Below are 22,919 nucleotides of genomic sequence, written 5' to 3' on the forward strand. Positions count from 1 at the left end.
CTAAGGGGCAAACCCCATCGCTTGACTATGCTTCCCCGAGCCTTTTTGACCCGTCCCCTCCTTGATTTTTACGGAGCGGACAGTCTTTTCTTCTCACGAAGGGGAATGTAGAAGGCGAGCAGATTGCCAGCCGCCAGCTCTCCCCTCACCAAAAAACATACAAAAAAACCGAGGTCAAAAATAACCCCGGTTTCTTCCAAACAATAACGTTTAAAGAGCTGTTTCCTATTAGTACGTGCTGAAATATTGGTCGCGCTCCCAGTTGTGAACACGGGTACGGAACATATCCCACTCGATTTCTTTTGCTTCTACGAAGTGAACCAATGCGTGCTCACCAAGTGCTTCGCAGATGATTGGGTCTGCTTTGAGGCACTCAATCGCTTCTTTGAGGCTGGACGGCAGGCTTTCGATCCCTACTGCTTCGCGCTCTGGTTCAGTCATCACGTAGATGTTACGGTCAACTGCTGCAGGCAGTGGAAGTTGTTTTTTGATACCGTCGAGACCAGCTTTGAGCATAACAGCCAGTGCGAGGTATGGGTTAGCTGCCGGGTCTGGGTTACGAACTTCGATACGGGTACCCATACCGCGGGAAGCTGGAATACGAACCAGTGGAGAACGGTTTTTCGCGGACCATGCTACGTAGCAAGGAGCTTCGTAACCAGGTACGAGACGCTTATAGGAGTTCACAAGCGGGTTGGTGATCGCAGCGAAACCGCGTGCGTGAGCCAAGATACCTGCGAGGTAGTGCTTCGCTGTTTGGGACAGACCCAGTTCGTCGCTCTCATCGTAGAACGCATTTTCTTTGCCTTTGAAGAGAGATTGGTGTGCGTGCATACCGGAGCCGTTTACGCCGAAGAGCGGTTTTGGCATGAAGGTTGCGTGCAGACCATGTTGACGAGCAACGGTTTTAACTACCAGTTTGAAGGTAAGGATTTGGTCAGCTGCGTGGAGTGCGTTGGCATATTTAAAGTCGATTTCGTGTTGGCCTGGAGCTACCTCATGGTGAGATGCCTCGATTTCGAAGCCCATTTTTTCCAGTGTGAGTACGATATCGCGGCGGCAGTTTTCGCCGAGGTCAAGTGGAGCGAAGTCGAAGTAACCACCTTGGTCGTTGAGGTCAAGGGATGGTTCGCCTTTTTCATCCAGTTTGAAGAGGAAGAATTCTGGTTCTGGACCAACGTTGAAGTCGGTGTAGCCCATATCTTCTGCTTCTTTCATTACTTTTTTGAGGATGGAGCGCGGGTCGCCTTCGAATGGTGAACCGTCTGGCATATAGATGTCGCAGATCAGACGAGCAACTTTACCAAACTCAGTACCCCATGGGAATACTACCCATGTATCCAAGTCTGGGAACAGGTACATGTCAGATTCTTCGATACGTACGAAACCTTCGATAGAAGAACCGTCAAACATCATTTTGTTATCCAATGCTTTTTCAAGCTGGGATACCGGAATTTCTACGTTTTTGATTACACCCAACAGGTCTGTAAATTGCAGACGGATGTATTTTACGTTTTCTTCTTGGGCAAAGCGCATAATGTCTTCTTTTGTGTAACGGCTCACGATTTCTTCTCCTCCTTGAACGTATCTCTCTTCTTCATTGGCAGACCCTATTTATTTAGTGGAAAAAGCGGGAAAGCTCTCCACGTAACAGCACGTTTTCGCCATGGCGAAACGCACCGGGGTTGGTGATTTGTTGCTTGAGCAGTTGATGCAGCTCTTTGTCAGTCAGTTCTTTACGTGTTTTCTCGGAAGTCTCGGTGATCTCTGTCTCCATGGTGATCGGAGCTTTCAGATCAAATACCTGCTTGATGCCGGCAATGTTCAGCCCTTTTTCGATCAGTTCTTTAATCTCTAACAGACGGTCTACGTCGTTAAATGAGAACAGTCGCTGCTTACCTTCCGTACGTGCTGGCTGAATAAGATCATTCTGTTCATAGTAGCGAATCTGTCTGGCTGTCAGATCAGTCAGCTTCATCACGATCCCAATGGGAAAGAGGGCCATGTTGCGACGGATTTCATTACTCATCATCCAGTCCCCCTTGCGTGCAATAATAGTGGGTTTAGCTTTCATTGTTCATGTAAGGAAACCTCACTTGCCCTTATTGTAAAACGAACACAACGCGTCTGTCAATGGACGTCAGAAAATATTACATACTTTAATTTCCGAATGTTTATGCCATCAACATGGTGGATCATCTGTAATCACTTGAACTTGCATGTGTATTTTCCAACTGAATCCACATTCGGCAACAATAAATAATCGTTATTGTTAAAATATTTTTTATGTACTGTTGCACGCAGGGCGATTTTTGTTATAATCCAATTAATTTTTTTCTCGGGGTGGTGGAAAAACCAATAAAAACGAAGGATGTACCGTATTTTTTAGTTTTTGGATATAGGAGTTTTTGTAAAAGGGGATGTTTTTGTGGAAAGTCAGACAAAAAAAGAAACCGTACTGATCAGCTTTATGCTCTTTTCCTTATTTTTTGGCGCAGGCAATCTGATTTTCCCTCCGTTTCTTGGATTTCAGGCAGGTGAGCATGTCTGGGTCTCCCTTCTTGGGTTTATTCTGACAGCTGTAGCGATGCCGATCATGGGCGTTGTCGTGTTGGCGAAGCTCGGAGATGTACAATCGCTGGCCAGCCGTGTGCATCCATGGTTTTCCTTCGTCTTCTTCTTGCTGATTTATTTGGCGATTGGGCCGTTTTTGGCGATTCCGCGTGCGGGAAGCCTGGCTTATGAGGTAGGGCTAAGCAAGTTTTTACCTGCTGAGCTGGCTGTGAGTCCGTTCTCGTTATTGCTTTATACCGTAGTCTTTTTCTCGATCGTTTATTGGTTGAGTCTGCAACCTTCCAAATTGGTGAGCCGCTTCGGTAAAGTCTTGACGCCTCTGCTGTTGATTCTGGTGCTGATCGTCTTTATCAAACGAATCATGATGCCAATCGGTGAGCTTCCGGCGGCACAGGGCAACTATGCTGCTTCACCGTTCTTCCAAGGATTTTTGGACGGCTATATGACGATGGACGGTCTGGGCTCTCCGATTATCGGGCTGGTGCTGGTGAGTGCACTGCGCTTGCGTGGGATTACGGAGCCGAAGCAATTGATGTCCCAAACGTTACGGGCTGGCGTCGGTGCTGCGATTCTCTTGACCTCTGTCTACTTTATCCTCGGGTTCCTGGGGGCGACTAGCCACATCTCAACTCCGATTGAAAATGGGGCACAAATCTTGAGTATCGTAGCTGACCAGCTGTTTGGGCAGGCTGGTGCGATTGTGCTGGGGGTTATTTTTACTGTTGCTTGCCTGTGTGTATCCATTGGTTTGGTCATTTCGTGCAGCCAGTATTTCTTCACGATGTTCCCGCGTCTTTCTTATCAGGTATGGGTCTCTGTCTTCTGCCTGGTCAGCATGATGATGTCCAATCTGGGCTTGACGCAAATCCTGAAAGTCTCTGTGCCGATTCTGGGTCTGCTTTATCCGGCGACGATTATGCTGATTCTGATGGGCTTGATGGATCACCGTCTGCGCCGATATCCGTACATCTATGTGAGCACGATTTCACTGGTCGTGATCTACGGTCTGGTTGAGTTGGCTCTGACCTCTCTGGCAGGTGAAAATGGCAAGGCGCTTCTCGCTGTCGTGCCGCTGTACGATGTCGGACTGGGCTGGGTGATACCTGCATTGGTTGGGTTCATCTCTGGGCTGCTGTTTGTACCGAAAAGACCAATGAAGACCGATTCAAGCGTCTCCACCACACCATCTGTTCAGTAAGCTGTTATGGTTGACCAATCAGTATCTAAGCCACTAGGCATATGAATAGGAAAACGAAAAATACCTCCGCTGAATGAGACTTATGTCCGTCATTTAGGGAGGTATTTTTTATGCCTATGCGCTTACTCGCTTATTCGGCAGGGAGCTCCAGCAAGCCTTTTGCCAGAAGACCGTCCAGTGCGGTGAGAATGCCTACTTTTACATGGCTATAGGTCAGACCGCCTTGGACAAAACCGAGGTATGGCGGGCGGATCGGGCCGTCTGCGGAGAACTCGATGCTCGCCCCTTGGATGAAGGTTCCTGCCGCCATGATCACCGCGTCGGCGTAGCCCGGCATGTCGCTTGGGTACGGGGTGACGTGTGAATCAACCGGGGCGGATTTTTGGATACCTTGGCAGAACGTGATCAGACGCTCGGCTGAACCGAATTCGATCGATTGAATCAGGTCGGTGCGTGGCTCGTGCCAGAGTGGATCGGTACGAAAGCCCAGGCGCTCCAGCATCGCGGAGGAAAAGACAGCGCCTTTGAGCGCTTCTCCGACAACGTGAGGTGCGAGGAAAAATCCTTGGAACATCTCCAGAAGCGAATACAGAGAGGCCCCCCCTTCTCCACCGATCCCTGGAGCAGCCATGCGGTAGGAAGCCAGCTCGACCAGTTCCTTTTTGCCGACGATGTAGCCGCCGGTTTTGACAATCCCGCCGCCTGGGTTTTTAATCAGGGAGCCTGCCATGATGTCAGCGCCCACTTGCAACGGTTCTTTATCTTCGGTGAATTCGCCGTAGCAGTTATCAACGAAAACGATTAAGTTCGGATTGATCTCCTTGACAAAACGGATCATCTCTTCCAGCTTGGCGATCGGGAATGATGGACGGTCCGCATAGCCACGGGAGCGCTGGATGCCGATGACTTTGGTGTTCGGCTTGATCGCTGCTTGAACCGCCGGGAAATCAATCTCGCCGGATTCGGTCAACGGAACGAAGTTATAGCCGATGTTGTAGTCTTTGAGCGAGCCTTGACCGTTGCCACGGACGCCGACGACTTCTTCAAGGGTATCATATGGTTTGCCGGTGATATAAAGAAGCTCATCTCCTGGACGCAACAGACCGAACAAGCAGATCGCAATCGCGTGCGTACCTGAGATGATGTGGTTTCGCACGAGTGCGGCTTCCCCGCCGAATACGTCAGCATAGATGGATTCAAGGGTAGCTCGTCCGGTATCGTCATAGCCATAGCCTGTGGATGGGGAGAAGTGGAAATCACTCACCTCATGCTTTTGGAACGAACGCAGTACTTTGAGCTGGTTGTAGTCGACCATCTGGGCGATCTCTCGGTGGCGGCTTTGGATCATTTCTTCGACTTGTTCGACGATTGGTTTTAGCTTGTCGCCGTGGGAAAAGAGTTGGAACATAGTTGAAAACTCACCTTTCTAATGAACAATGTAATCAAACGCAAAAAATTCACCTGCAGCGAACCACACAAGACGGTGGGGGCCGCAGGTGAAGGTCGGATCAAAGCTGTGAGTCAGTGAATCAGCGAAGTCAGGCTATTGTTAGGCTATCCTACCACAGTTCTTCTTGTCGCTCAGGCTTATCCTGGAGGAACGGGTAGATGCGTCCGTACAGAGGATCGTCGTTGTTGAGGCGCGTTTTGACGATATATTCACCTGCGTCCTCATCGAATTCCTGTGACATCTCCACTCCCGCACGATACAGCATGGAAATGATATCTCCGCGGTCTGATGGGATGCGAAGGGTCATTTCTTTGTACGCCTGCATGACGTAGCCTTCCATTCGTTCCATCAGGGACTGCAGGTCACGGTCACTCAATGCAGAGATGTGGATCGCGTTTTCGACACGCGGCAGGTATGTGCCTGGACGGACCAAGTCTTTCTTATTAAAGACGGTCAACTGCGGGATGTCGTCTGCCTTGAGGTCTTTGAGCACACGGTCGACTACTTCCATGTGAATTTCGAGGTCTGGATGATGACTGTCTACCACATGCAGGATCAAGTCAGCTTCCTGCACTCCTTCGAGTGTGGAACGGAATGCGGCGACAAGTGCGGTCGGCAGCTCTTGGATAAACCCAACCGTGTCCGTCAACAGGACATCCACTCCGGCTGGAAGCTTAAGCTGACGGGTCGTCGGATCGAGTGTAGCGAACAACTTGTCCTCTTGGAGTGTCTCGGCTTGGGTCAGGCGGTTGAGCAGTGTGGACTTGCCTGCGTTGGTGTAGCCTACCAGCGCGATCTGGAACACCTTGTTCTTTTTGCGGCGCTCACGGTGCAGGGCGCGGGTGCGTACGACGTCTTCGAGATGGGACTTCAGCTCGCTGATCCGGCGGCGGATATGACGGCGGTCGCTCTCCAGCTTGGTTTCACCCGGACCGCGTGTCCCGATCCCCCCGCCAAGACGGGAGAGCTGCTTGCCCTGTCCGGCGAGACGTGGAAGGATATAGTTGTACTGTGCCAGCTCGACCTGGATTTTACCTTCGCGGGAGTGTGCACGCCCCGCGAAGATGTCCAAGATCAGCTGTGTACGGTCGATCACTTTGCAGTCAAACAGGTTATCGAGGTTGCGGGTCTGACCAGGCGTCAGCTCTCCGTTAAAAATGACCACATCTACGCCCAGGTCATGTGCGCGGTGGGCTACCTCGTCGATTTTACCGGTCCCCAGAAACCATGCATTGTCGAGACGGTCGCGGTTCTGGATGATGACGTCGAGTACCTCTACATCTGCCGTTCTGGCCAGCTCGTGCAATTCCTCCAGAGACAGACGCTGACGTTCTTCGTCTTTATTATCGAGTACAGCTGCCACGAGGATGGCAGTCTCTCTCTTTTTGATGTCAGTCATATCGTGCATATGTTCACGCCCTTTCACGGTACTGCTTCCTATAGTATAGCCATTTTCGCTCGTCAGAATTGAATCTGTGAAAAGACGAAATCATCGGCACGCAGGGTCATCAAGTCTTCACGGCTCGGCTGCCCCGTCTGCAAGAGCCGAACCGCTTGCACGCGAATCGCCTGCTCAATCATATTGCGTATGTAGCGTGCATTGCTGAAGCCGTCGAGGAACGGGTCGCTTTTTTGCTTGTGCAGATGAACGCGGATTTTGTCCTTGGCGGCAGTTGACATCTGGTACTGCTTGACTGCAATCATCTGTTCAGCGATCTGCATCAGCTCTTCGACATCATAGTCATTGAAATAGATCTGGATCGGAAAGCGCGACGGCAGCCCCGGATTCAACATCAGGAAATCATCCATCTCATCGGTGTATCCGGCGAGAATGCAGATGAATTCATTTTTGTGGTCCTCCATCGCTTTGGTCAGCACATCGACCGCTTCTTTGCCAAAATCCTTTTCCCCACCGCGCGCCAGCGAATAGGCTTCGTCGACAAACAGAATACCACCTAGCGCTTTTTTTATCAATTCCCGTGTTTTTTGGGCGGTGTGACCGATGAACTCCCCGACCAAGTCAGCCCGCTCCGCTTCGATCAGATGACCCTTGCTCAAAATGCCCATTTCTTTGAGAATTCGGCCAAAAATACGGGCTACTGTGGTTTTCCCTGTTCCCGGACTCCCCTTGAAAACCATGTGGTATACCTGCTGTTCTATTTTGAGCTGGTGCTTGGCGCGTTCCTGGTTGACCCGCAATAGGGCATAGATTTCATACATGACTCGCTTCGCTTCCGCAAGTCCGATCATCGCCTCCAGCTCGTCGATGATCAGCCGAAGCGGGTCGCTTGCTGTCGTCCGTACCGTCTCCCCCAGTGATTCGGGTGCTTTATCTTTGATAATGGGTGTCGTCGGATGATGAAACACCACCTGAATTCGATTCGGCGATTCAACGGGATCGCGCACGAGCGTCGTAGCTGCACTTGCTTGTTGTTTCACACAGGTCACCTGCCTTCTGCTTGATGATCCACCCTGTTCATACAATCAATATACGCTTGGGCAGGGAAAAACCTGTATAATTTGTGCGTTTTCAAAACGACTTTTTTTGTCCCACGCACTGGTGGTATGATCATGAAAAAATTAAGACCTTTATGAAACGGAGATGATTCTTCATGCATGCTAAGATGGGAGCAGGGAGCGTGGGACATATGAGTGAAACGATTTTACTGGAACTTGTTAACAGCATTAAAAAATTGGACGAGAAGATGGATCAAGGCTTTCGTGAGGTGAGGGCGGAAATGAAGGCCATGAAGCAAGAGATGGCAGGCCTCCAGACAGCTGTCCATAGCCTGACGGATCGGGTAACCAATCTCGAAACACAGATGAGTACCGCCAATCAAAACATTCTTACACTGCAGATCGACCTACTCGGCGCAAAAGGCCCGATCGAAGAACTTCGCACCAAAAACCGCGAACACAGCGAAGAGTTCCACAAAATTCACCGCAGACTCGACGCCATCTCGAAGCAGACAGCCTACTTGGTGGAGCAGCATGCGTTTACGAAAAAATATCATAAAAAAGTGATTGAACACGACATGGATATTAAGATGATGAAGGTATGGATTACTTGTTAAGCTAAGATGTAAATCTTTCTTTTCCACTCCTCCATAATAGTTAGAGTGTGAGGATGAACTATTTGTAAGGAGACCGGCCCCTCTCCAAGGGGGAAAGGCGACTGGAAAACAGTTCATCCTCACACTGTCATCCCCAAAAGCAAAACCGTCCCCTTTACGGAGACGGTCGCATCAGGCTCAGCTATAGGGTATTACCGAACATTCTCTTTGGCACATCTACCTCCATGAAGAAGTTAGATACTCAAAGTGAACTGGTATTTCCACTGAGGTGAATCACTAAAGCATCGAAGGCACATCAACCTCCTAAAAGGTATCATCCTGTATGACCTTTGTGATCACCGAGCCCGATGATAATAGTATGGACAGATCGGCACGTTCTATACATCTAACTAAAAAATTGTTGACGGTACTCGCTTGCGCTGGCTCCGTATTTCTTTTTAAAAGCACGTTGGAATGCACTCAAGCTGCCAAAGCCCACTTCAAACGCAATCGCAGTAATATCCATCATCGAGTGAACCAAGAGCCACTCCGCCCGCTCCAAGCGTACATGATTGACGAATTGACTTGGTGTGACCCCCACCTGCTCACGGAATAGATGAATCAGATGAAATTTGCTCACGTTGACTTCCATCGCCAGGCGGTCCAGTGAGAGATCCGTGGTGTAGTCATCATAAATCATCTCGATGGCACGCTTGAGCGCCGGATGCTGTACATATGGCAATGAGCGATGGTAGCGCTCTGTCTGATTGCCTCTTTGCAGGGAGAGGAACAGATGAGCCACCTCCAGTTCAAGCTCCTGCAGTTTTAGCAGGTCTCCTCCTCCGTACATCGTCGTGGCAAAGGCAGCCTCGGCAAGCTTGCGGAATGGATCGATCGTTCCTTCATCCCAGCGGGCAAAATCAATCGTCCCCTGCTGGATTCCCAACTGCTCTGCCGCCACCTGTTCGATAAAGGGACGGTCGATCCCCACCAACATAATCTGAACAGTCTGGCCGGTTGCAATATGGCGGTGACGGTCGTGGGGACAGACCATCAGCCGGTCTCCAATATCGACGGGACGGATTTTATCATTTAATTGCATCAAGAGCCTGCCGGATAGTGGGAGGCTGATTTGGTATTCGTTATCATGGCCGTGCAGTTCGTCTGCCTGATCGGACTGTAATTGAAAGATCCGAAGACCCGCCCGGCCCAAATCCATATTGATTTCCATTGCGAATCATCACATCCACTTTCCTCTGCGCAAAAATTGTGGGTCGGTTTCGCAATTTTCGCAAGGTAAAATGTTTCCTTTTCTATAATTATAAAGAAGAACGGCTGGACTGGAAATAGCCTGGCACGACAAAGTATTGAGAGGAGCATCTTCCATGAGCGATCAAACCAAAAACGGCCTCATCCCCAAACAAGGTCTGTCTCCCGAGGATTTGGCTGAAATCAAAGCATTACGGGACATTTGCAATACATATGAAGATTTGACGATCAAGCTAAACTGGGATATGCTGTCCAACCGCCCGGCTGATCAGACGAATGACTTTTTGTTCTATCAAGATAATCAGTTGATTGGCTTCTTGGGTACGTATACCTTTGGCCGGCAGGAAGCAGAGATCAGCGGGATGGTTCATCCTGATTACCGCCGCCAAGGGATCTTCCGCCAACTGACAGATGCGGCCCGTGAAGAATACAAGCGCCTTGGCATCCCCAAGTTTCTTTTCATTGTACAAAGCAACTCGGTCGGTGGTAAAGCTTTTGCCGAAAGCTACGGAGCGACCTATACCTTTTCTGAGCATCGGATGAAATTAACACAGGATGTACCTGAGTTTGCCAAATACGACCTGGATATGCGTATTGCTACCGAAGAGGATCTTCCCATCCTGTCAAGGCTCAATGCAATCGGGTTTGATATGCCGGAAGCGGATGGTCAGGATTATGCAAAAGATGTGATGGCAAATGCCCACGACCGGACATGGATCGTATCGGAAGATGGCCAACCATTGGCGAAAATCAGTGCGATGGTCAGTGAGCCTGGCAAAGGGTTTATTTTCGGCTTCTGTGTAGATCCGGATTATCGCGGTCGTGGATATGGCAGACAAATCCTAAGCAAAACCATACGCGACCTGATCGCTGAGGAGCGTACGTTTATCGAGCTGGAAGTAGCCTGCGAAAATGCACGGGCCCTTACGCTGTATGAGTCCTGTGGGTTCGTAGTCACGAAAGCGGACGATTACTATGAAATCGGTGTGTAAGAAAACAGCGCACAAAGAAAAAAGTCAGGAATGTCGCGTACATTCCTGACTTCATTTTTTTCCGAACCGAAATTATTGATTGTTCTGTTGGTTATCGGAAGGCATCAAAGATACCGGACGTTGTGGGGTGAAGGTAGAGATGGCATGTTTGTATACCAGCTGCTGCTTGCCTTCGCTGTCAATTACAATAGTGAAGTTGTCAAATGCTTTGATGTAGCCGCGTAATTGAAAGCCATTCACCAGATAGATGGTGACCGCGATATTTTCTTTGCGAAGATGGTTCAAGAACGTATCTTGAATATTGATCGTCTGTTTCATGGACAATACCCCCTAAAAGGACTTGTAGTTTATATATTCGGCGTTTGGTGAAACTTTCCTTCCAGCAATTCGGTAATTGTTGCAATTACCTGTGGATAGTCATTCGGGTCTGTCAAATCGAACCACTGGATTTCCTCCATGCGGCGGAACCAGGAAAGCTGACGTTTGGCAAAATGGCGGGTACGCTGCTTGATGTCGTTGACCGCCTTTTCCAACGTGATTTCACCATAAAGATAGGGAATGAGTTCCTTATAACCTAAGCCCTGCATGGACACAAGTGCTGGATCATAGCCTTTGTCCAGCAGCTGGCGGACTTCTTCGATCAGACCTGCCTCGATCATCAGGTCGACGCGATGGTTGATGCGTTCATATAATTTGGCCCGGTCCATCGTCAGACCGATCATCACCAGATCGAAAGGCGAGGTAGCGGCACGGTTTTGGTGATCGGACATGCGCATACCGGTTTTCTCGTAGATCTCAATCGCCCGGATCAAGCGCTTGGTATCATTGGGATGAAGCCGTTCTGCCGTGATCGGGTCAAAATCGGCGAGACGCTTGTGCAAAACCTCGCTTCCCTCCAGATCGGCGAGACGCTGTAAGCGGTCTCTTAATTCTGAGTCTTGACTGGCTTCGGAAAACTCATAACGATGTGTCACAGATTGTATGTATAGGCCGGTCCCTCCGACGATAAATGGGATGTTCCCGCGCTGGTTGATTTCCGTGATCAACCGGCTTGCTTCCGCTTGAAAATGGGCTACGGAAAATTCTTCGTCTGGCTCCAAGATATCAATCATGTAATGAGGAACGATGCGTTGCTCCTCTTCAGATGCTTTGGCGGTGCCGATGTCCATCTGGCGATAGACCTGCATCGAATCACCAGAGATAATCTCCCCATGAAAACGCTTCGCAAGCGTCAGGCTGAGCGCTGTTTTTCCCACGGAGGTCGGCCCGATGATGACGACTAGCTTTTCTTTTGGCGGCACTTCACTCCCCTCCCCTTGCTTCTCTATAACTGTAGGTGACTTGGCCCATACGCCGGCGATAGGGCGTAAAACCAAACCGTTGGGACAGATTTCCTTCCTGTCCTTCTTTGAGCACGACACGGCGTCTTGCTACGCGCATTGCTTGCTCCACAGCCTCGTATGTCAATTCTGATTCGTTGGCGAACTGACGCAACGGCTGAATCCCGCTCGAAGCCTCCACGGTAGCCGTGAACATCGGGTCGAAATAAACGACATCAAACGATCCGTCCGGCAATTCGCGCAACACATCCAGATGGTGGCGACTGATCACTTCCACACGGCGCATGGCGGATTGCAGGTTGGTCTGTTCGATCTCATAGTGGCGCAGTCCGTCTGCGGTCAGGGCAGCCACCAACGGTTTAGACTCACATCCGACGACACGACCGGACTCACCGACACCATGGGCAAACACAATCGCGTCCGCACCAAGGCCCAGTGTAGCATCCAGCACTTCGTCTCCTGGCTGAATTTGGCAAGCTGAAAGCATAGTATCATTATCGCCGCGTTCCAGTCTCTTTATACGAAAGGCCGCTGTGTTGGGATGAAAAAAGAACGGCGGGGCGCCTGTTGTTTCGAGCCGGGCGCCCTTTGCCGAGACGACGATGATCCCGTCTGTCTGGTGGCGTTGCCGTAAGGTTGTCAGATTCTCTTCCTTGCGTGGAACGAGTGGCAGTCCCAGAGTCCGCGCCAGCTCTTCGGCGTGCGCCTGGGTAGCGGAAGATGGTTCGTAGCCGGTTGTTACGATCATTACATCACTCGCTTAAACATTTTTTCTAAATCATACGTCGTAAAATGGATCACAATCGGTCGCCCATGTGGACAGGTAAACGGACTGGTCGTCAGGCGCAAGCGGTTCAACAGCGCCTCCATCTCGGCATGGGTAAGATAACGGTTGGCTTTGATGGATGCTTTGCACGACATCATGATGGCTGCTTTTTCCCGCATGTTGATCAGGTCAACCGTCTCGCTCTCGCTGGCTTCGAGGACGAATTGGACCAGTTCATCGATGACCTCGATCTCACTGCCCTCTGGGAACCAGTGTGGATGGGCGCGGACGATGAAGCTGCGGTTGCCGAACCATTCGATTTCGAGGCCAAATGATTGCAGCATGTCCAACCGTTTGATCAGCTTGCCTTCTTCTTGTGTGGTGCATTCAATCGTATGCGGGAAAAGGAGCATCTGGCTGGTGACGTCCTGCTCGCTTAGTTTTTGCATGAAAAACTCATAGAAAATCCGTTCCTGTGCCGCGTGCTGGTCAACCAGATACATGCCTGTATCGTTCTGGGCGATGATGTAGGTGCCGTGGACTTGTCCGACGGGGTAGAAGATAGGGACGCCGTTGGATGATTGATCGGAAGATGTCTCGGCCGTGGTGGATGATGACGTGTCCGCAGAGCTTTGGGATGGATCGGCGGGCATGGTTGATACGTCCGCATGGTCTTGGAATTGAGCCGTGGGTGTGGATGAACCGACAAACGTAGATTCGGGCAGGTTTTCAACCTTAGGTACTCCATCCATCGTTGACCCAGAAGGCTTTTCCTTCAAGGCTGAACCTTCTAACAGAGAATCAGATGAAACCTGATTTCCAGCTTGTTCGAAGCCTGCTGACCCCGTTGATCCAATCCGGTCATGGTTGTCATCTAGCTGAAACCGTTGACTTTGCAGTTCATCCGGATGAACCAGTGCAACCGTTCCATTGTCGGAAGGCACCTTTGCCATAGACGCTGGCAACAGATGATCTTCTGTTGAACCTGCACTTGTCCCAACTGAACCCGCTTCGGTTTTTAATAAGGAAGAGATTCGTCCTTCTTCATCCTCTGCTGCCATCGATGGTGTAAGGTACGAAGGAGCATCCCACAGCTCGCGGACACGGGCGCTTGCGGAGGTTGACTGACCGATGCCCGGCTTGCCGTATACTGGGGACTGACCTATACTCGGCTTGCCATATATGGGTGCAGGTGACGGCTCCATCTGCATCTGTCCCGATACCGTCCCCAGATCAAACTGCGGCTGCTCCACGCGCTGAAGCGTGATTTTGGGGCGTTTTTCTGCATGAAGCGGTTGGATCACCTTAAGCCCTTGGCGAAGAGCGGTTTTAACCGACTCTTCGATCGCTTGGCACAGCTCCTGCTCCTTGGAGAATCGCACCTCCAGCTTGGCCGGATGTACGTTGACATCCACGAGAATCGGGTCCATCTCCACATGCAGGGCGACGATCGGGAAGCGTCCGACTGGCAAAAACGTATGATAACCGCGCATCACTGCATTAGTCAGGGCATAGTGCCTGACATAACGGCCATTGATCAGCGTGGAAATATAAGTGCGGTTGGCACGTGTCACCTCGGTTTTGGACAGGAAGCCGCTCCATTTGAAATCAAGCGTCTCCCCTTCAAACGGGATCAACAGCTTCGCTACCTGAACACCGTAAATCGCCGCAATTACATGAAGAAGTTTACCATCCCCCGAGGTTTGAAGCAAATTTTTACTATTGTGAGTGAGAGTAAACGCAATCTGCGGGTAGGTCAGGGCCAGACGGTTGACGTAATCCGAGACATGTCCCACTTCCGTGGAGATCGACTTCATATATTTGAGACGGGCTGGTGTATTGAAAAACAGGTCGCTGACCGTGATTTCCGTTCCTTGGACGGTGGCGAGATCTTCGACGCTTTTGATTTTGCCGCCTTCGATGAGGACCCGTGTCCCCACCTCACCGCTTGATTCGGAGCTTTTCAGTTCCATGCGGGAGACAGATGCGATGGACGGCAGGGCCTCTCCGCGAAAACCGAGCGTGCGGATGTGGAACAGGTCGCGGGCCATGCGGATTTTGCTGGTGGCGTGGCGTTCGAATGCGTTGACACAATCCTCGCGATCCATCCCGTAACCGTTGTCAACGATGCGGATTGAGTTGAGTCCGCCTTCTTCGATGTGAATCTCGACTTTGGTTGCACCTGCGTCAACCGCATTCTCCACCAGCTCCTTGACGACCGAGGCAGGGCGTTCGACTACCTCACCCGCGGCGATCATATTGCTCAGGTGGTCATCGAGGATTTGGATTTTTCCCATGGTGCCCCCTCCTTTCGTCCAAAATCATCAAGAAAGACGTTGTTTCCACTCCGAAAGTTTCATGAGGGCGTGAAGTGGTGTCGTCATGTTGAGGTCAAGCCTGCGAAGCTCTTCGAGGATTTCCTCCTCGGTTGGGTCTTTGATCACGATCGGTTCTTGGGCCTGTGCCGGGTAGGCTGCCGCCGCTGCTTCTGCGACCATAAGCGGTTCAGGTTCTGGTGCATCCCAGAGCATGTCGAGCGAGAGCTGTTCGCCTTTGGCAGGTGTCTTCTGCTCACTCTCTAAGCCTTGCAGGATTTGGCGGGCACGCAAGATCACCTGCTTCGGCATCTCAGCCAGCTCGGCGACGTGAATCCCGTAGCTTTTGTCGGCGCGGCCTTCGGCGATTTTGTGCAGGAATAACAGCTTGCCGTCGCGCTCTTCGCATCGGGCGTTCACATTCACCACACCTGGGATATGCTCCTGTAGATGGGTCAGCTCGTGATAGTGAGTGGAAAAGAGCGTCTTGGCACCGATATGCTCGTTGATGTACTCGATCACCGCTTGGGCGAGCGCCATCCCGTCATAAGTGGATGTACCGCGGCCGATCTCATCGAGCAGGATCAGACTGCGTGAGGTAGCTTTGGTCAGGGCGTTTTTGGTCTCCAGCATCTCGACCATGAACGTGGAGTAACCGCCGACAAGGTCATCTGCTGCCCCGATGCGGGTAAAAATCTGATCAATCAGCGACAGTCTCGCTTCCTTAGCCGGGACATAGCAGCCGATCTGGGCCATGACAGACATCAGGGCCATCTGGCGCATGTAGGTACTCTTACCTGCCATGTTCGGACCTGTGATCAAAAGAATTTGGCGGTCCTTTTGGTTCATCTCGACATCGTTGGCAACATATTTTTCCCGATCAAGGACAGCCTCCACAACCGCATGGCGGCCTTCGCGGACGACGAACTCGCCGTCGGTCGTAAACTGTGGACGGACATAGCCGCGCTCTTCACTCACAGTTGCAAAGGATTGCAGGACGTCGATATTCGCCACCTGCTCGGCTAACAGCTGCAGGCGCGGGATATGCTTGGCCACTTCATTGCGGACTTGGACAAAAAGCTGGTACTCCAGCTCCACCATTTTTTCCTCGGCTTCAAGGATGAGCGATTCTTTTTCCTTCAGGTCTGGCGTGATGAACCGCTCGGCATTGGCGAGGGTCTGCTTACGCTCGTAGCGTCCTGGTGGGATGTTAGCGAGGTTGGCTTTGGAGATCTCGATGTAGTAGCCAAACACCTTGTTAAACCCGACCTTGAGCGAGCGGATACCGGTCGCTTCACGCTCCGCCTGTTCAAGCTGGGCGATCCAGGTCTTGCCTTCGCGGCTGGCGACACGAAGCTTGTCCAGATAGTCGTCATAGCCTTGGCGGATCAATCCGCCTTCACGAACAGAGATCGGCGGTTCATCCACCAGTGTCTCACTGAGAAAATCGGCGATATCGCTGCACTCGTCCATGATCTCCGCCAGTTCAGCGAGGATCGGGGAGCCGCTTGCAATCAGCTGATATTTGAGATGTGGGATGGCTTCGAGCGAGTGGCGCATGTTGACCATGTCGCGTCCGTTGGCATTGCCGTAGGCGATCCGGCCTGCGAGCCGCTCCAGATCGTACACCTTATCGAGCGATTCGCGCACATCGGAGCGGAGTAGCAGGTCGCCTTTGAACGCTTCCAGTGCTTCCAGACGCTTCTCGATCTCGCTCTGATTCAAGAGCGGACGCTCAATCCAACGGCGCAGCATCCGGCCGCCCATCGCTGTCTCGGTTTTATCAAGGAGCCAGAGGAGCGAGCCTTTTTTGCTCTTGTCGCGGATCGTCTCAGTCAGCTCCAGATTGCGGCGGGAGAAGCCATCCATCTGCAAATATTCGCGCGCTTCGTATTGTTTTAACACCCGCATGTGGGACAGGCTTCGTTTTTGGGTCAGGCCGATATAGTGAAGCAGACAGTTGATCGCCGTGCGCATCGCAGAGTTCAGCGTCTCCGCCTGCTCGCCGTATTGTTGATTCACAGCCAGCTGGTCGAAGTCCCCTGCCATGATCACTGTCAGCGGCACATCGGTAGCGATTCCACGTGTGTCTTTTTGCTCATAGAATAAAAGTTCACTTGGACGGTACTGCAGTGCTTCTTCCATCACCGCCTGAGATCTGCCGAAAAACGACGTAACGTACATCTCACCTGTACTCATATCACAGGCCGCTACCGCGTCTTTGCCGTCTACATGGGCAATCGCCGTCATGTAGTTGTTCTCTTTATCCGTCAGAAAACGGCTTTCGATCATCGTCCCCGGTGTGACGACGCGGACGACCTCACGGCGGACGACTCCTTTGGCTTCTTTGGGGTCTTCCACCTGTTCGCAGACCGCGACTTTGTAGCCTTTTTGCACCAGGTCTGCGATATAGCCCTCGGCTGCATGGTAAGGCACGCCACACATCGGAACCTTCTCTTCTACCCCGGCATTTTTACCGGTCAGGGTAATCTCTAATTCACGGGACGCCTTGATCGCATCCTCGAAAAACAATTCATAAAAGTCACCTAATCGGAAAAACAGAAAAGCATCAGGATATTGACGCTTGATCTCTAAGTACTGCTGCATCATGGGTGTGTATGTTTGGGTCATGGTTCTACTCCTACATCCGCTTTTTGTACGCCCATCATTATAACATGGTTTTCTCGGTATTGTTTAGGTGAAAAGGCGGGACTCGCCATGCTTGACGTATATCACTTTTTGCCAACCATATCTCGCCCGAGAAGAGGGTGGAGAAGAACGGCTGGAGATCCTTTTTATAGGAAGCAAAAAGGGGTAAACGGTTGATTTCACGGTACACTCTGCGGGCAAAGGGAAGCAGGATGGATCGATCGGAATCGTAGTAGGCTTTTTGAATATTCAGGGGGAGTGTATCAATCGTCAGCAGTTCGTGATGCGTCGCGATGATCTTGGTCAAGGCGAGTACGGCTTTGGTGATGCGCGGGGAGACGAGCCAGCTGGGCAGTGTGCGGTATTCGAAGCCGCCATGATCTTGGGTGCGGAAATCACCGAGGAAGCCGTAGCGGGGACGGCGCGCCTGACAGCCTTCGTCTTCGATCAGGGCGAGCGGAAGACACAGATACGCGTCCAATTTGCGGATCAGCTGGAACGTCAGCGGAATCCCGCTCAGATGGATATGACCTCCGATCGGATAGCCGTCAAAAGGCATGCCACCTGCCACCCACTCCAGTGTATCGTCCGTGATTTTGCGGCTGGCGAACCGGAGCGCTTTGGCGATATGCAGAAAAAGCTCGTGCGGGTCTGTGGTGGGCTGCGGACGTACCTCCACCAATGGCCGCTGCTGGCTGAATCGGCCTTCTTCCCGCAGTCGGGCGGCGTCACAGCCGATCACACCCATTTTGCCGAGGAAGTCGGACGCAATCCCCATCGTGCCATCCGGCCGACGCAGGGCGAACTCAGGGTCTGCTCCAAGCATCACATTGCGTACGGTGCGGCGCGCTGCCTGAAACTCCGCGACAAAATCCCCTACCATCCCAGCAAAATCAATCCCGCTCTCTTGCGGCAGCACAGGGTCTGGATGCACATCCAGCACTCGCATCCGGGTCGGGGAAGCAGCCCCAATCGAGACAGAGCCAAAGTCCAGACCCATCGCATACAGACTGCGTACCGCATAATGGTGAATCCGTCTCGCTTCGGCCTCATCGAGCTCTTCGGTCACGTCCTCATAGACGGTCTCAGTCGGTGCATCGAGGGTATTGTTCAGCCAGACGGTCTGTTCCTCTACTTTGTAAATTTTCAGAATCTGGTGCTGAAATAAAAACACCTGGTACTTGCGCACAGCCTGTGCCGTGTCCTCACGCCACACCGGAATCCCGTGCATACGCAGAATCGCCCGCAGCTTCGGCATGTCGGCTGTCAAGGCAGCGGCCTGTGGCGGGTTGAGTATGGGAATCAAGTCGGTCTTTGCTTGGGGGCGATCTATCAGGTCAGATGACATGAACGTTCCCTCCCCTTCACCATTTTTCCTATAGGCTATGCACCTGTTGGGCGTTTGGTGAGGGGGAGGATAAACGTTATTGTGTTAACGTGAAAGCCGTGGTTCAAGCTGATCCATCAGCGTCTGCAACAGTTGGGCGTCCTGCTTACAGGAATGCTTGTCATTTTTATTTTTACTTGTGACCGCCGCGAGCTCCAGATCCACCTGATATTGTTTGAGGCTCAGGTACGCAAGCTGCATGAGGTCTTGTGGCGAGGAAGAGGACTGGTTAGGGTGCTGGGATGGTTGAGCCTGCTGGTTCTGTTGTCCTGGTTGGGACGGTTTCGCTGATTGTATCGACTGTTGCTGCTGTGACTGCTGTTGTTGCTGTGACTGCGTTTGCTGCCCCTGATATCCCGCTTTCAGTTTATCGTCATACATATCGAGCACGAGCTTTCCCTGGTCCGCCTGCCCAAAAAAGACTTCTTCCACGCTTACTCCCGCACTCTCCAGCTGGGCTTGCAGCCACTGTCGGTTGAATCCGGCTTTCGCCAATTCTTTGTCAATGATCGCACCATCGGTAATGACCGAATGTGTCTGTGTCGCAGCGGGAACCTGAATGCCCAGAATTTTTGGGGTGATGGGCTGTTGTTCACTCTTGAGCATCAGACTTAGGTCGCCGCTCGTCTCCAGTGCTGCGAATTCCACATCAGCCACTCGGAATACCTGTTGGACACGCAATTGTTCCATCAGATCATCTGCGGTGAGGCGCACTTTTTTCAGGTTATCTTCGAGGATTTTGCCATTTTCAATCAGAATCGTCTGTTTTCCCTCAAAAAAATCACGTGCGGTCTTACTTTTCATCGATAAAAAGTCCATCGTAATCGGAAATAATCCGAAGACCGTCATCGCCGCAATTCCATACCAGATCGGCTCCCCCTGCTCCATGATGGATTCCCCGGCAACCGACCCCAGTGTGATCCCGACAATGTATTCGATATAGGTAAGTTGTCTGATTTGTCGTTTCCCGATCATTTTCGTCAAGATAAACAAATAAATAAGTGCCACAATCGCTTTTAAAAAGTAAACCGCCCACGCCGGCATGTGCTGATTCCTCCCTGCTGACTGCTTCGTTTGCCTTCCCCCTGTAATGTCAACCAAACCAATCCCTGTTATGCATAGGCCAGCGAACCGTGAATCCCCTTACAACGGGAAAAAGAAAAAGAGAGGAACATCGTCCTCTCTTTTAGTCAAGATCATCCAGCAGGTCAGCAGAGTCAAAATCGTCGAAATCGTCATGGCTTTCGTCGTAGTCACCGGAGAAGTCTTCTTTGTGGTCATGGCAGCTGTCGCATACCACGACACAGATTTTGGTCTCCCCGATGATTTCGACTGCATATTCCTGTTCTACGCGGACACGAACATCCCCGCCCACAATCTCTGCTCTGACGCATTTTGGCTGTTCTACAGAGTGTGCGTGCACATCCAGGTCACCACGGCAGTTTTTGTCAAAGAAGGAAAGCGGCACAACCACCGTATAGTTGACTCTTTCTCTGGTGACTTCTGTCTGTGTGTTATCGGCAAAGGAGTACCACAAGTTGACATCATACGAACCACGGACTTCGACGGTGCTGCCAACCTTTTCTGCTTGGAATGTATTATTAATGATCCAGCATCCAAGGATGGTCGAAGGAGTGTTTGCTGGTGTAATGGTGTGTGTCATTTGGGAGAATTTATGTCCTCTACCGCAGACGGCTTTTGCTATGAGTTCCCGGCATTGCATATCTTTATCTGTACCCGACATTCTCTATTACCTCCTCCATACAACGTTTCAGTACATTTGTATGCAGGGTATTCGTCTAGGGTGCAAGAAAACGTGTCGGCTCATGTCCACCATTACAGGCAAATGGGTCGCTTAGGAGCAGCAGCCATCTCCGCAATCGCTTGATTTCTCTGGGCCGCCGCCTGTTTCGCCGGTCAGTGGATTGCCGCCGGTATCCAAAATAATTCTTTCAGAAACCGTGTTGGTAATCACCTGTGTGACCATCTGAAGCAGGTCATTGACATCCACTTGGGACTGTTTGAACTCGCCCACGATTGGAATCTGATCCAGCTCTTCGTTTAATGCATCGTATTCCGCTTCCACTTTTTTCAGCAACTCGGATTTGCCGGCAGACTCATACATCACGAGTTGTTTTTGTTTGGTTTTGAGCTGGGAAATCAGTTCCTGCACGTTATCGTTGTGCTTGATTTGGTTTTCCGCGCGTTTGTAGAAGTCCACTTCTTTGGTGCGGGCGATCATCGCAGCGAGATCGCGTGCTTTTTCAAGAATTTCTTTTTGTGTGTAGGTTGTGTTGGTATCGGACATGTTTTTACACCTCAACTGTTGTTTTTACAAGGTCTCCATACAGGGTATGGGTTTTGGCATCATGAATGGTTACGTGAACGAAGGTACCCACCAAAGACTGGTCGCCTTTGAAGTGAACCAGCTTACCTGTGCGGGTACGGCCGGAGAGCACCTCTGGGTTCTTTTTGGATTCGCCTTCAACGAGCAGCTCCACGGTCTGCCCCAGAAGCTCTTGGTTCTTCTCAAGGGAGATGCGGTTCTGTACGTCAAGGAGACGGTGCAGGCGGTTCTTCTTCACGTCTTCCGGCACGCTGTCTTCCATCACAGCGGCTGGTGTGCCCTCGCGTGGAGAGTACATGAAGGTGTAAGCGGAATCATAACGCACTTCTTCCATAAGAGAAAGCGTCTCTTGGAACTGCTCCTCGGTCTCGCCTGGGAAGCCGACGATGATGTCTGTCGTGAGTGCGACATTCGGGATCGCTGCTTTGATTTTGTTGACGAGTTCGAGGTATTGCTCACGGGTATATTTACGCGCCATACGCTTCAGGACCTCGGTGCTGCCTGATTGGGATGGCAGATGGATCATTTCCACCAGGTTGCCGCCCTTCGCAAGCACTTCGATCAGATGATCATCAAAGTCGCGCGGGTGGCTGGTGGTGAAGCGTATGCGGGGGATATCAATTTTACGGATTTCATCCATCAGGTCGCCTAAGCCGTATTCCATATCTTCGAAGTCTTTCCCGTAGGCGTTGACGTTCTGGCCGAGCAGCATGATTTCTTTGAAGCCTTGACGGGCGATGTCACGCACTTCTGCGATGACGTCTTCCGGACGGCGGCTGCGCTCCTTGCCTCGTGTGTATGGAACGATACAGTAGGTACAGAACTTATCGCAACCATACATGATATTGACCCATGCCTTAATGTTGCCTTCGCGCTTGCTTGGCATGTTTTCGATGATGTCGCCCTCTTTGGACCACACCTCGATGACCATCTCTTTGGAGAACATCGCTTCTTGCAAAAGAACCGGCAAGCGGTGGATATTGTGTGTACCAAAAATGAGGTCTACCTGTTGATACGTCTGAAGAATCCGATTGACAACCTTTTCTTCCTGGGACATACAACCACATACGCCCAAGATCAGGTTCGGGTTGTTGCGCTTGATCCGCTTGAAGTGGCCCAATTCACCAAACACCTTGTCCTCCGCACCTTCACGGATGGCACAGGTATTAAACAGCACCACATCAGCAGTCTCTTCGTCATCGGTAGACGTAAAGCCCATCATCTCGAGGATACCGGCGATGGTCTCGGAATCATGTTCGTTCATTTGGCAACCATAAGTACGAAGCAAATAATGGCGACCCTTCCCGATCTCCTTCATCTCTTCTGGGATAATGAAGTCATCGTAATGAACCTTGATCTCCTCTTTCCCGCGCTTCTTGGCATCCTTTAGACTCGGCGCCTGGAAGTACTGGGAGAAGTCTTTTTCAGGTTTGACTGTGGCAGACGTGGCGGATTTTAAGTCCGCTGCCTTGTTATCTGTTGTCATGATTTATTTCACCTCGAATTGCTGTAGATATGTGTAGGTTTACATCCATTGATTATAGCACATCTAACCCTGCTTGCTAAAAGAAAAACGATG

General features: G+C 51.2%; 19 protein-coding genes. 3 read left to right on the plus strand and 16 right to left on the minus strand.

All coding sequences use genetic code 11. The features are described 5' to 3' along the window. Window positions 1-228: 228 nt before the first annotated feature. Both glnA and FGI41_RS05145 read right to left on the minus strand, forming a co-directional pair. On the minus strand, window positions 229-1,563 hold the full coding sequence (gene glnA, locus FGI41_RS05140) for a type I glutamate--ammonia ligase (RefSeq protein ID WP_139488861.1): 1,335 nt from the start codon (window positions 1,561-1,563) through the stop codon (window positions 229-231). A 55-nt stretch (window positions 1,564-1,618) separates the two neighbouring features. Then, complete coding sequence (locus FGI41_RS05145; RefSeq protein WP_139488862.1) at window positions 1,619-2,029, minus strand: MerR family transcriptional regulator; 411 nt, start codon at window positions 2,027-2,029, stop codon at window positions 1,619-1,621. Window positions 2,030-2,428: 399 nt separating this feature from the next. Between FGI41_RS05145 and brnQ the strand changes: the two genes are divergently transcribed. After that, entirely contained in the window at window positions 2,429-3,772 is a 1,344-nt protein-coding gene (gene brnQ, locus FGI41_RS05150; protein WP_139488863.1) for a branched-chain amino acid transport system II carrier protein, read from the plus strand. Window positions 3,773-3,902: 130 nt separating this feature from the next. On the opposite strand, the gene FGI41_RS05155 is transcribed toward brnQ, so the two are convergent. From FGI41_RS05155 to FGI41_RS05165, 3 genes are all read right to left on the minus strand, one after another. Beyond that, window positions 3,903-5,180, minus strand: a complete 1,278-nt coding sequence (locus FGI41_RS05155) for a methionine gamma-lyase family protein (RefSeq protein WP_139488864.1) — start codon at window positions 5,178-5,180, stop codon at window positions 3,903-3,905. Between the two features lie 151 nt (window positions 5,181-5,331). Next, window positions 5,332-6,630: a GTPase HflX gene (gene hflX, locus FGI41_RS05160; protein WP_139489061.1), complete on the minus strand. Its 1,299-nt coding sequence runs from the start codon at window positions 6,628-6,630 to the stop codon at window positions 5,332-5,334. 53 nt (window positions 6,631-6,683) lie between these two features. Then, a complete protein-coding gene (locus FGI41_RS05165) occupies window positions 6,684-7,661 on the minus strand; it encodes an AAA family ATPase (protein WP_139488865.1) in 978 nt (325 codons plus the stop codon). 209 nt (window positions 7,662-7,870) lie between these two features. On the opposite strand from FGI41_RS05165, the gene FGI41_RS05170 reads away from it, so the two are divergent. Beyond that, window positions 7,871-8,296, plus strand: coding sequence for a hypothetical protein (locus FGI41_RS05170; RefSeq protein WP_139488866.1), 426 nt, complete (start codon window positions 7,871-7,873; stop codon window positions 8,294-8,296). A gap of 385 nt (window positions 8,297-8,681) precedes the next feature. Here the strand turns inward: FGI41_RS05170 and FGI41_RS05175 are convergent, their stop codons facing one another. Further along, window positions 8,682-9,506 (minus strand): AraC family transcriptional regulator, encoded by an 825-nt coding sequence (locus FGI41_RS05175; protein ID WP_139488867.1) that lies wholly within the window; start codon window positions 9,504-9,506, stop codon window positions 8,682-8,684. Between the two features lie 154 nt (window positions 9,507-9,660). Here FGI41_RS05175 and FGI41_RS05180 point away from each other — a divergent pair, with 154 nt between their 5' ends. Continuing rightward, window positions 9,661-10,536: a GNAT family N-acetyltransferase gene (locus FGI41_RS05180; protein ID WP_139488868.1), complete on the plus strand. Its 876-nt coding sequence runs from the start codon at window positions 9,661-9,663 to the stop codon at window positions 10,534-10,536. Between the two features lie 72 nt (window positions 10,537-10,608). Here the strand turns inward: FGI41_RS05180 and hfq are convergent, their stop codons facing one another. The 10 genes from hfq to miaB form a co-directional block, all read right to left on the minus strand. Then, window positions 10,609-10,854 (minus strand): RNA chaperone Hfq, encoded by a 246-nt coding sequence (hfq, locus tag FGI41_RS05185; RefSeq protein ID WP_139488869.1) that lies wholly within the window; start codon window positions 10,852-10,854, stop codon window positions 10,609-10,611. 29 nt (window positions 10,855-10,883) lie between these two features. Beyond that, window positions 10,884-11,837 carry a tRNA (adenosine(37)-N6)-dimethylallyltransferase MiaA gene (gene miaA, locus FGI41_RS05190; protein ID WP_139488870.1) on the minus strand — a complete coding sequence of 318 codons (954 nt, stop codon included), beginning with the start codon at window positions 11,835-11,837 and terminating at the stop codon, window positions 10,884-10,886. Window position 11,838: 1 nt separating this feature from the next. Beyond that, window positions 11,839-12,624 (minus strand): class I SAM-dependent methyltransferase, encoded by a 786-nt coding sequence (locus tag FGI41_RS05195; RefSeq protein WP_139488871.1) that lies wholly within the window; start codon window positions 12,622-12,624, stop codon window positions 11,839-11,841. Further along, complete coding sequence (gene mutL, locus FGI41_RS05200; RefSeq protein ID WP_139488872.1) at window positions 12,624-14,939, minus strand: DNA mismatch repair endonuclease MutL; 2,316 nt, start codon at window positions 14,937-14,939, stop codon at window positions 12,624-12,626. Before mutL ends, FGI41_RS05195 begins: the two co-directional genes overlap by 1 nt. A gap of 27 nt (window positions 14,940-14,966) precedes the next feature. Next, the gene (mutS, locus tag FGI41_RS05205) at window positions 14,967-17,588 is read right to left on the minus strand and encodes a DNA mismatch repair protein MutS (RefSeq protein WP_139488873.1); all 2,622 of its coding nucleotides are present in this window, start codon (window positions 17,586-17,588) and stop codon (window positions 14,967-14,969) included. A gap of 37 nt (window positions 17,589-17,625) precedes the next feature. Beyond that, window positions 17,626-18,954 (minus strand): putative amidoligase domain-containing protein, encoded by a 1,329-nt coding sequence (locus FGI41_RS05210; RefSeq protein WP_139488874.1) that lies wholly within the window; start codon window positions 18,952-18,954, stop codon window positions 17,626-17,628. A gap of 84 nt (window positions 18,955-19,038) precedes the next feature. Continuing rightward, window positions 19,039-20,037 carry a DUF421 domain-containing protein gene (locus FGI41_RS05215; RefSeq protein ID WP_139488875.1) on the minus strand — a complete coding sequence of 333 codons (999 nt, stop codon included), beginning with the start codon at window positions 20,035-20,037 and terminating at the stop codon, window positions 19,039-19,041. Window positions 20,038-20,179: 142 nt separating this feature from the next. Continuing rightward, window positions 20,180-20,737: an outer spore coat protein CotE gene (gene cotE, locus FGI41_RS05220; RefSeq protein ID WP_139488876.1), complete on the minus strand. Its 558-nt coding sequence runs from the start codon at window positions 20,735-20,737 to the stop codon at window positions 20,180-20,182. A gap of 111 nt (window positions 20,738-20,848) precedes the next feature. Next, window positions 20,849-21,301 carry a YlbF/YmcA family competence regulator gene (locus tag FGI41_RS05225; protein ID WP_139488877.1) on the minus strand — a complete coding sequence of 151 codons (453 nt, stop codon included), beginning with the start codon at window positions 21,299-21,301 and terminating at the stop codon, window positions 20,849-20,851. Between the two features lie 4 nt (window positions 21,302-21,305). Beyond that, window positions 21,306-22,826 (minus strand): tRNA (N6-isopentenyl adenosine(37)-C2)-methylthiotransferase MiaB, encoded by a 1,521-nt coding sequence (miaB, locus tag FGI41_RS05230; RefSeq protein ID WP_139488878.1) that lies wholly within the window; start codon window positions 22,824-22,826, stop codon window positions 21,306-21,308. Between the last annotated feature and the right edge of the window lie 93 nt (window positions 22,827-22,919).

The sequence above is a fragment of the Brevibacillus dissolubilis genome, from assembly GCF_006170445.1.
Lineage (GTDB): Bacteria > Bacillota > Bacilli > Brevibacillales > Brevibacillaceae > Brevibacillus_B > Brevibacillus_B dissolubilis.

Coding starts and splice junctions, on each gene's coding strand:
- hflX (WP_139489061.1), bottom strand. CDS start 6,630: ATGCACGATATGACTGACATCAAAAAGAGAGAGACTGCCATCCTCGTG.
- FGI41_RS05155 (WP_139488864.1), bottom strand. CDS start 5,180: ATGTTCCAACTCTTTTCCCACGGCGACAAGCTAAAACCAATCGTCGAA.
- mutL (WP_139488872.1), bottom strand. CDS start 14,939: ATGGGAAAAATCCAAATCCTCGATGACCACCTGAGCAATATGATCGCC.
- FGI41_RS05175 (WP_139488867.1), bottom strand. CDS start 9,506: ATGGAAATCAATATGGATTTGGGCCGGGCGGGTCTTCGGATCTTTCAA.
- FGI41_RS05210 (WP_139488874.1), bottom strand. CDS start 18,954: ATGTCATCTGACCTGATAGATCGCCCCCAAGCAAAGACCGACTTGATT.
- FGI41_RS05170 (WP_139488866.1), top strand. CDS start 7,871: ATGAGTGAAACGATTTTACTGGAACTTGTTAACAGCATTAAAAAATTG.
- miaB (WP_139488878.1), bottom strand. CDS start 22,826: ATGACAACAGATAACAAGGCAGCGGACTTAAAATCCGCCACGTCTGCC.
- cotE (WP_139488876.1), bottom strand. CDS start 20,737: ATGTCGGGTACAGATAAAGATATGCAATGCCGGGAACTCATAGCAAAA.
- hfq (WP_139488869.1), bottom strand. CDS start 10,854: ATGAAACAGACGATCAATATTCAAGATACGTTCTTGAACCATCTTCGC.
- mutS (WP_139488873.1), bottom strand. CDS start 17,588: ATGACCCAAACATACACACCCATGATGCAGCAGTACTTAGAGATCAAG.
- FGI41_RS05215 (WP_139488875.1), bottom strand. CDS start 20,037: ATGCCGGCGTGGGCGGTTTACTTTTTAAAAGCGATTGTGGCACTTATT.
- FGI41_RS05145 (WP_139488862.1), bottom strand. CDS start 2,029: ATGAGTAATGAAATCCGTCGCAACATGGCCCTCTTTCCCATTGGGATC.
- FGI41_RS05225 (WP_139488877.1), bottom strand. CDS start 21,301: ATGTCCGATACCAACACAACCTACACACAAAAAGAAATTCTTGAAAAA.
- FGI41_RS05195 (WP_139488871.1), bottom strand. CDS start 12,624: ATGATCGTAACAACCGGCTACGAACCATCTTCCGCTACCCAGGCGCAC.
- FGI41_RS05180 (WP_139488868.1), top strand. CDS start 9,661: ATGAGCGATCAAACCAAAAACGGCCTCATCCCCAAACAAGGTCTGTCT.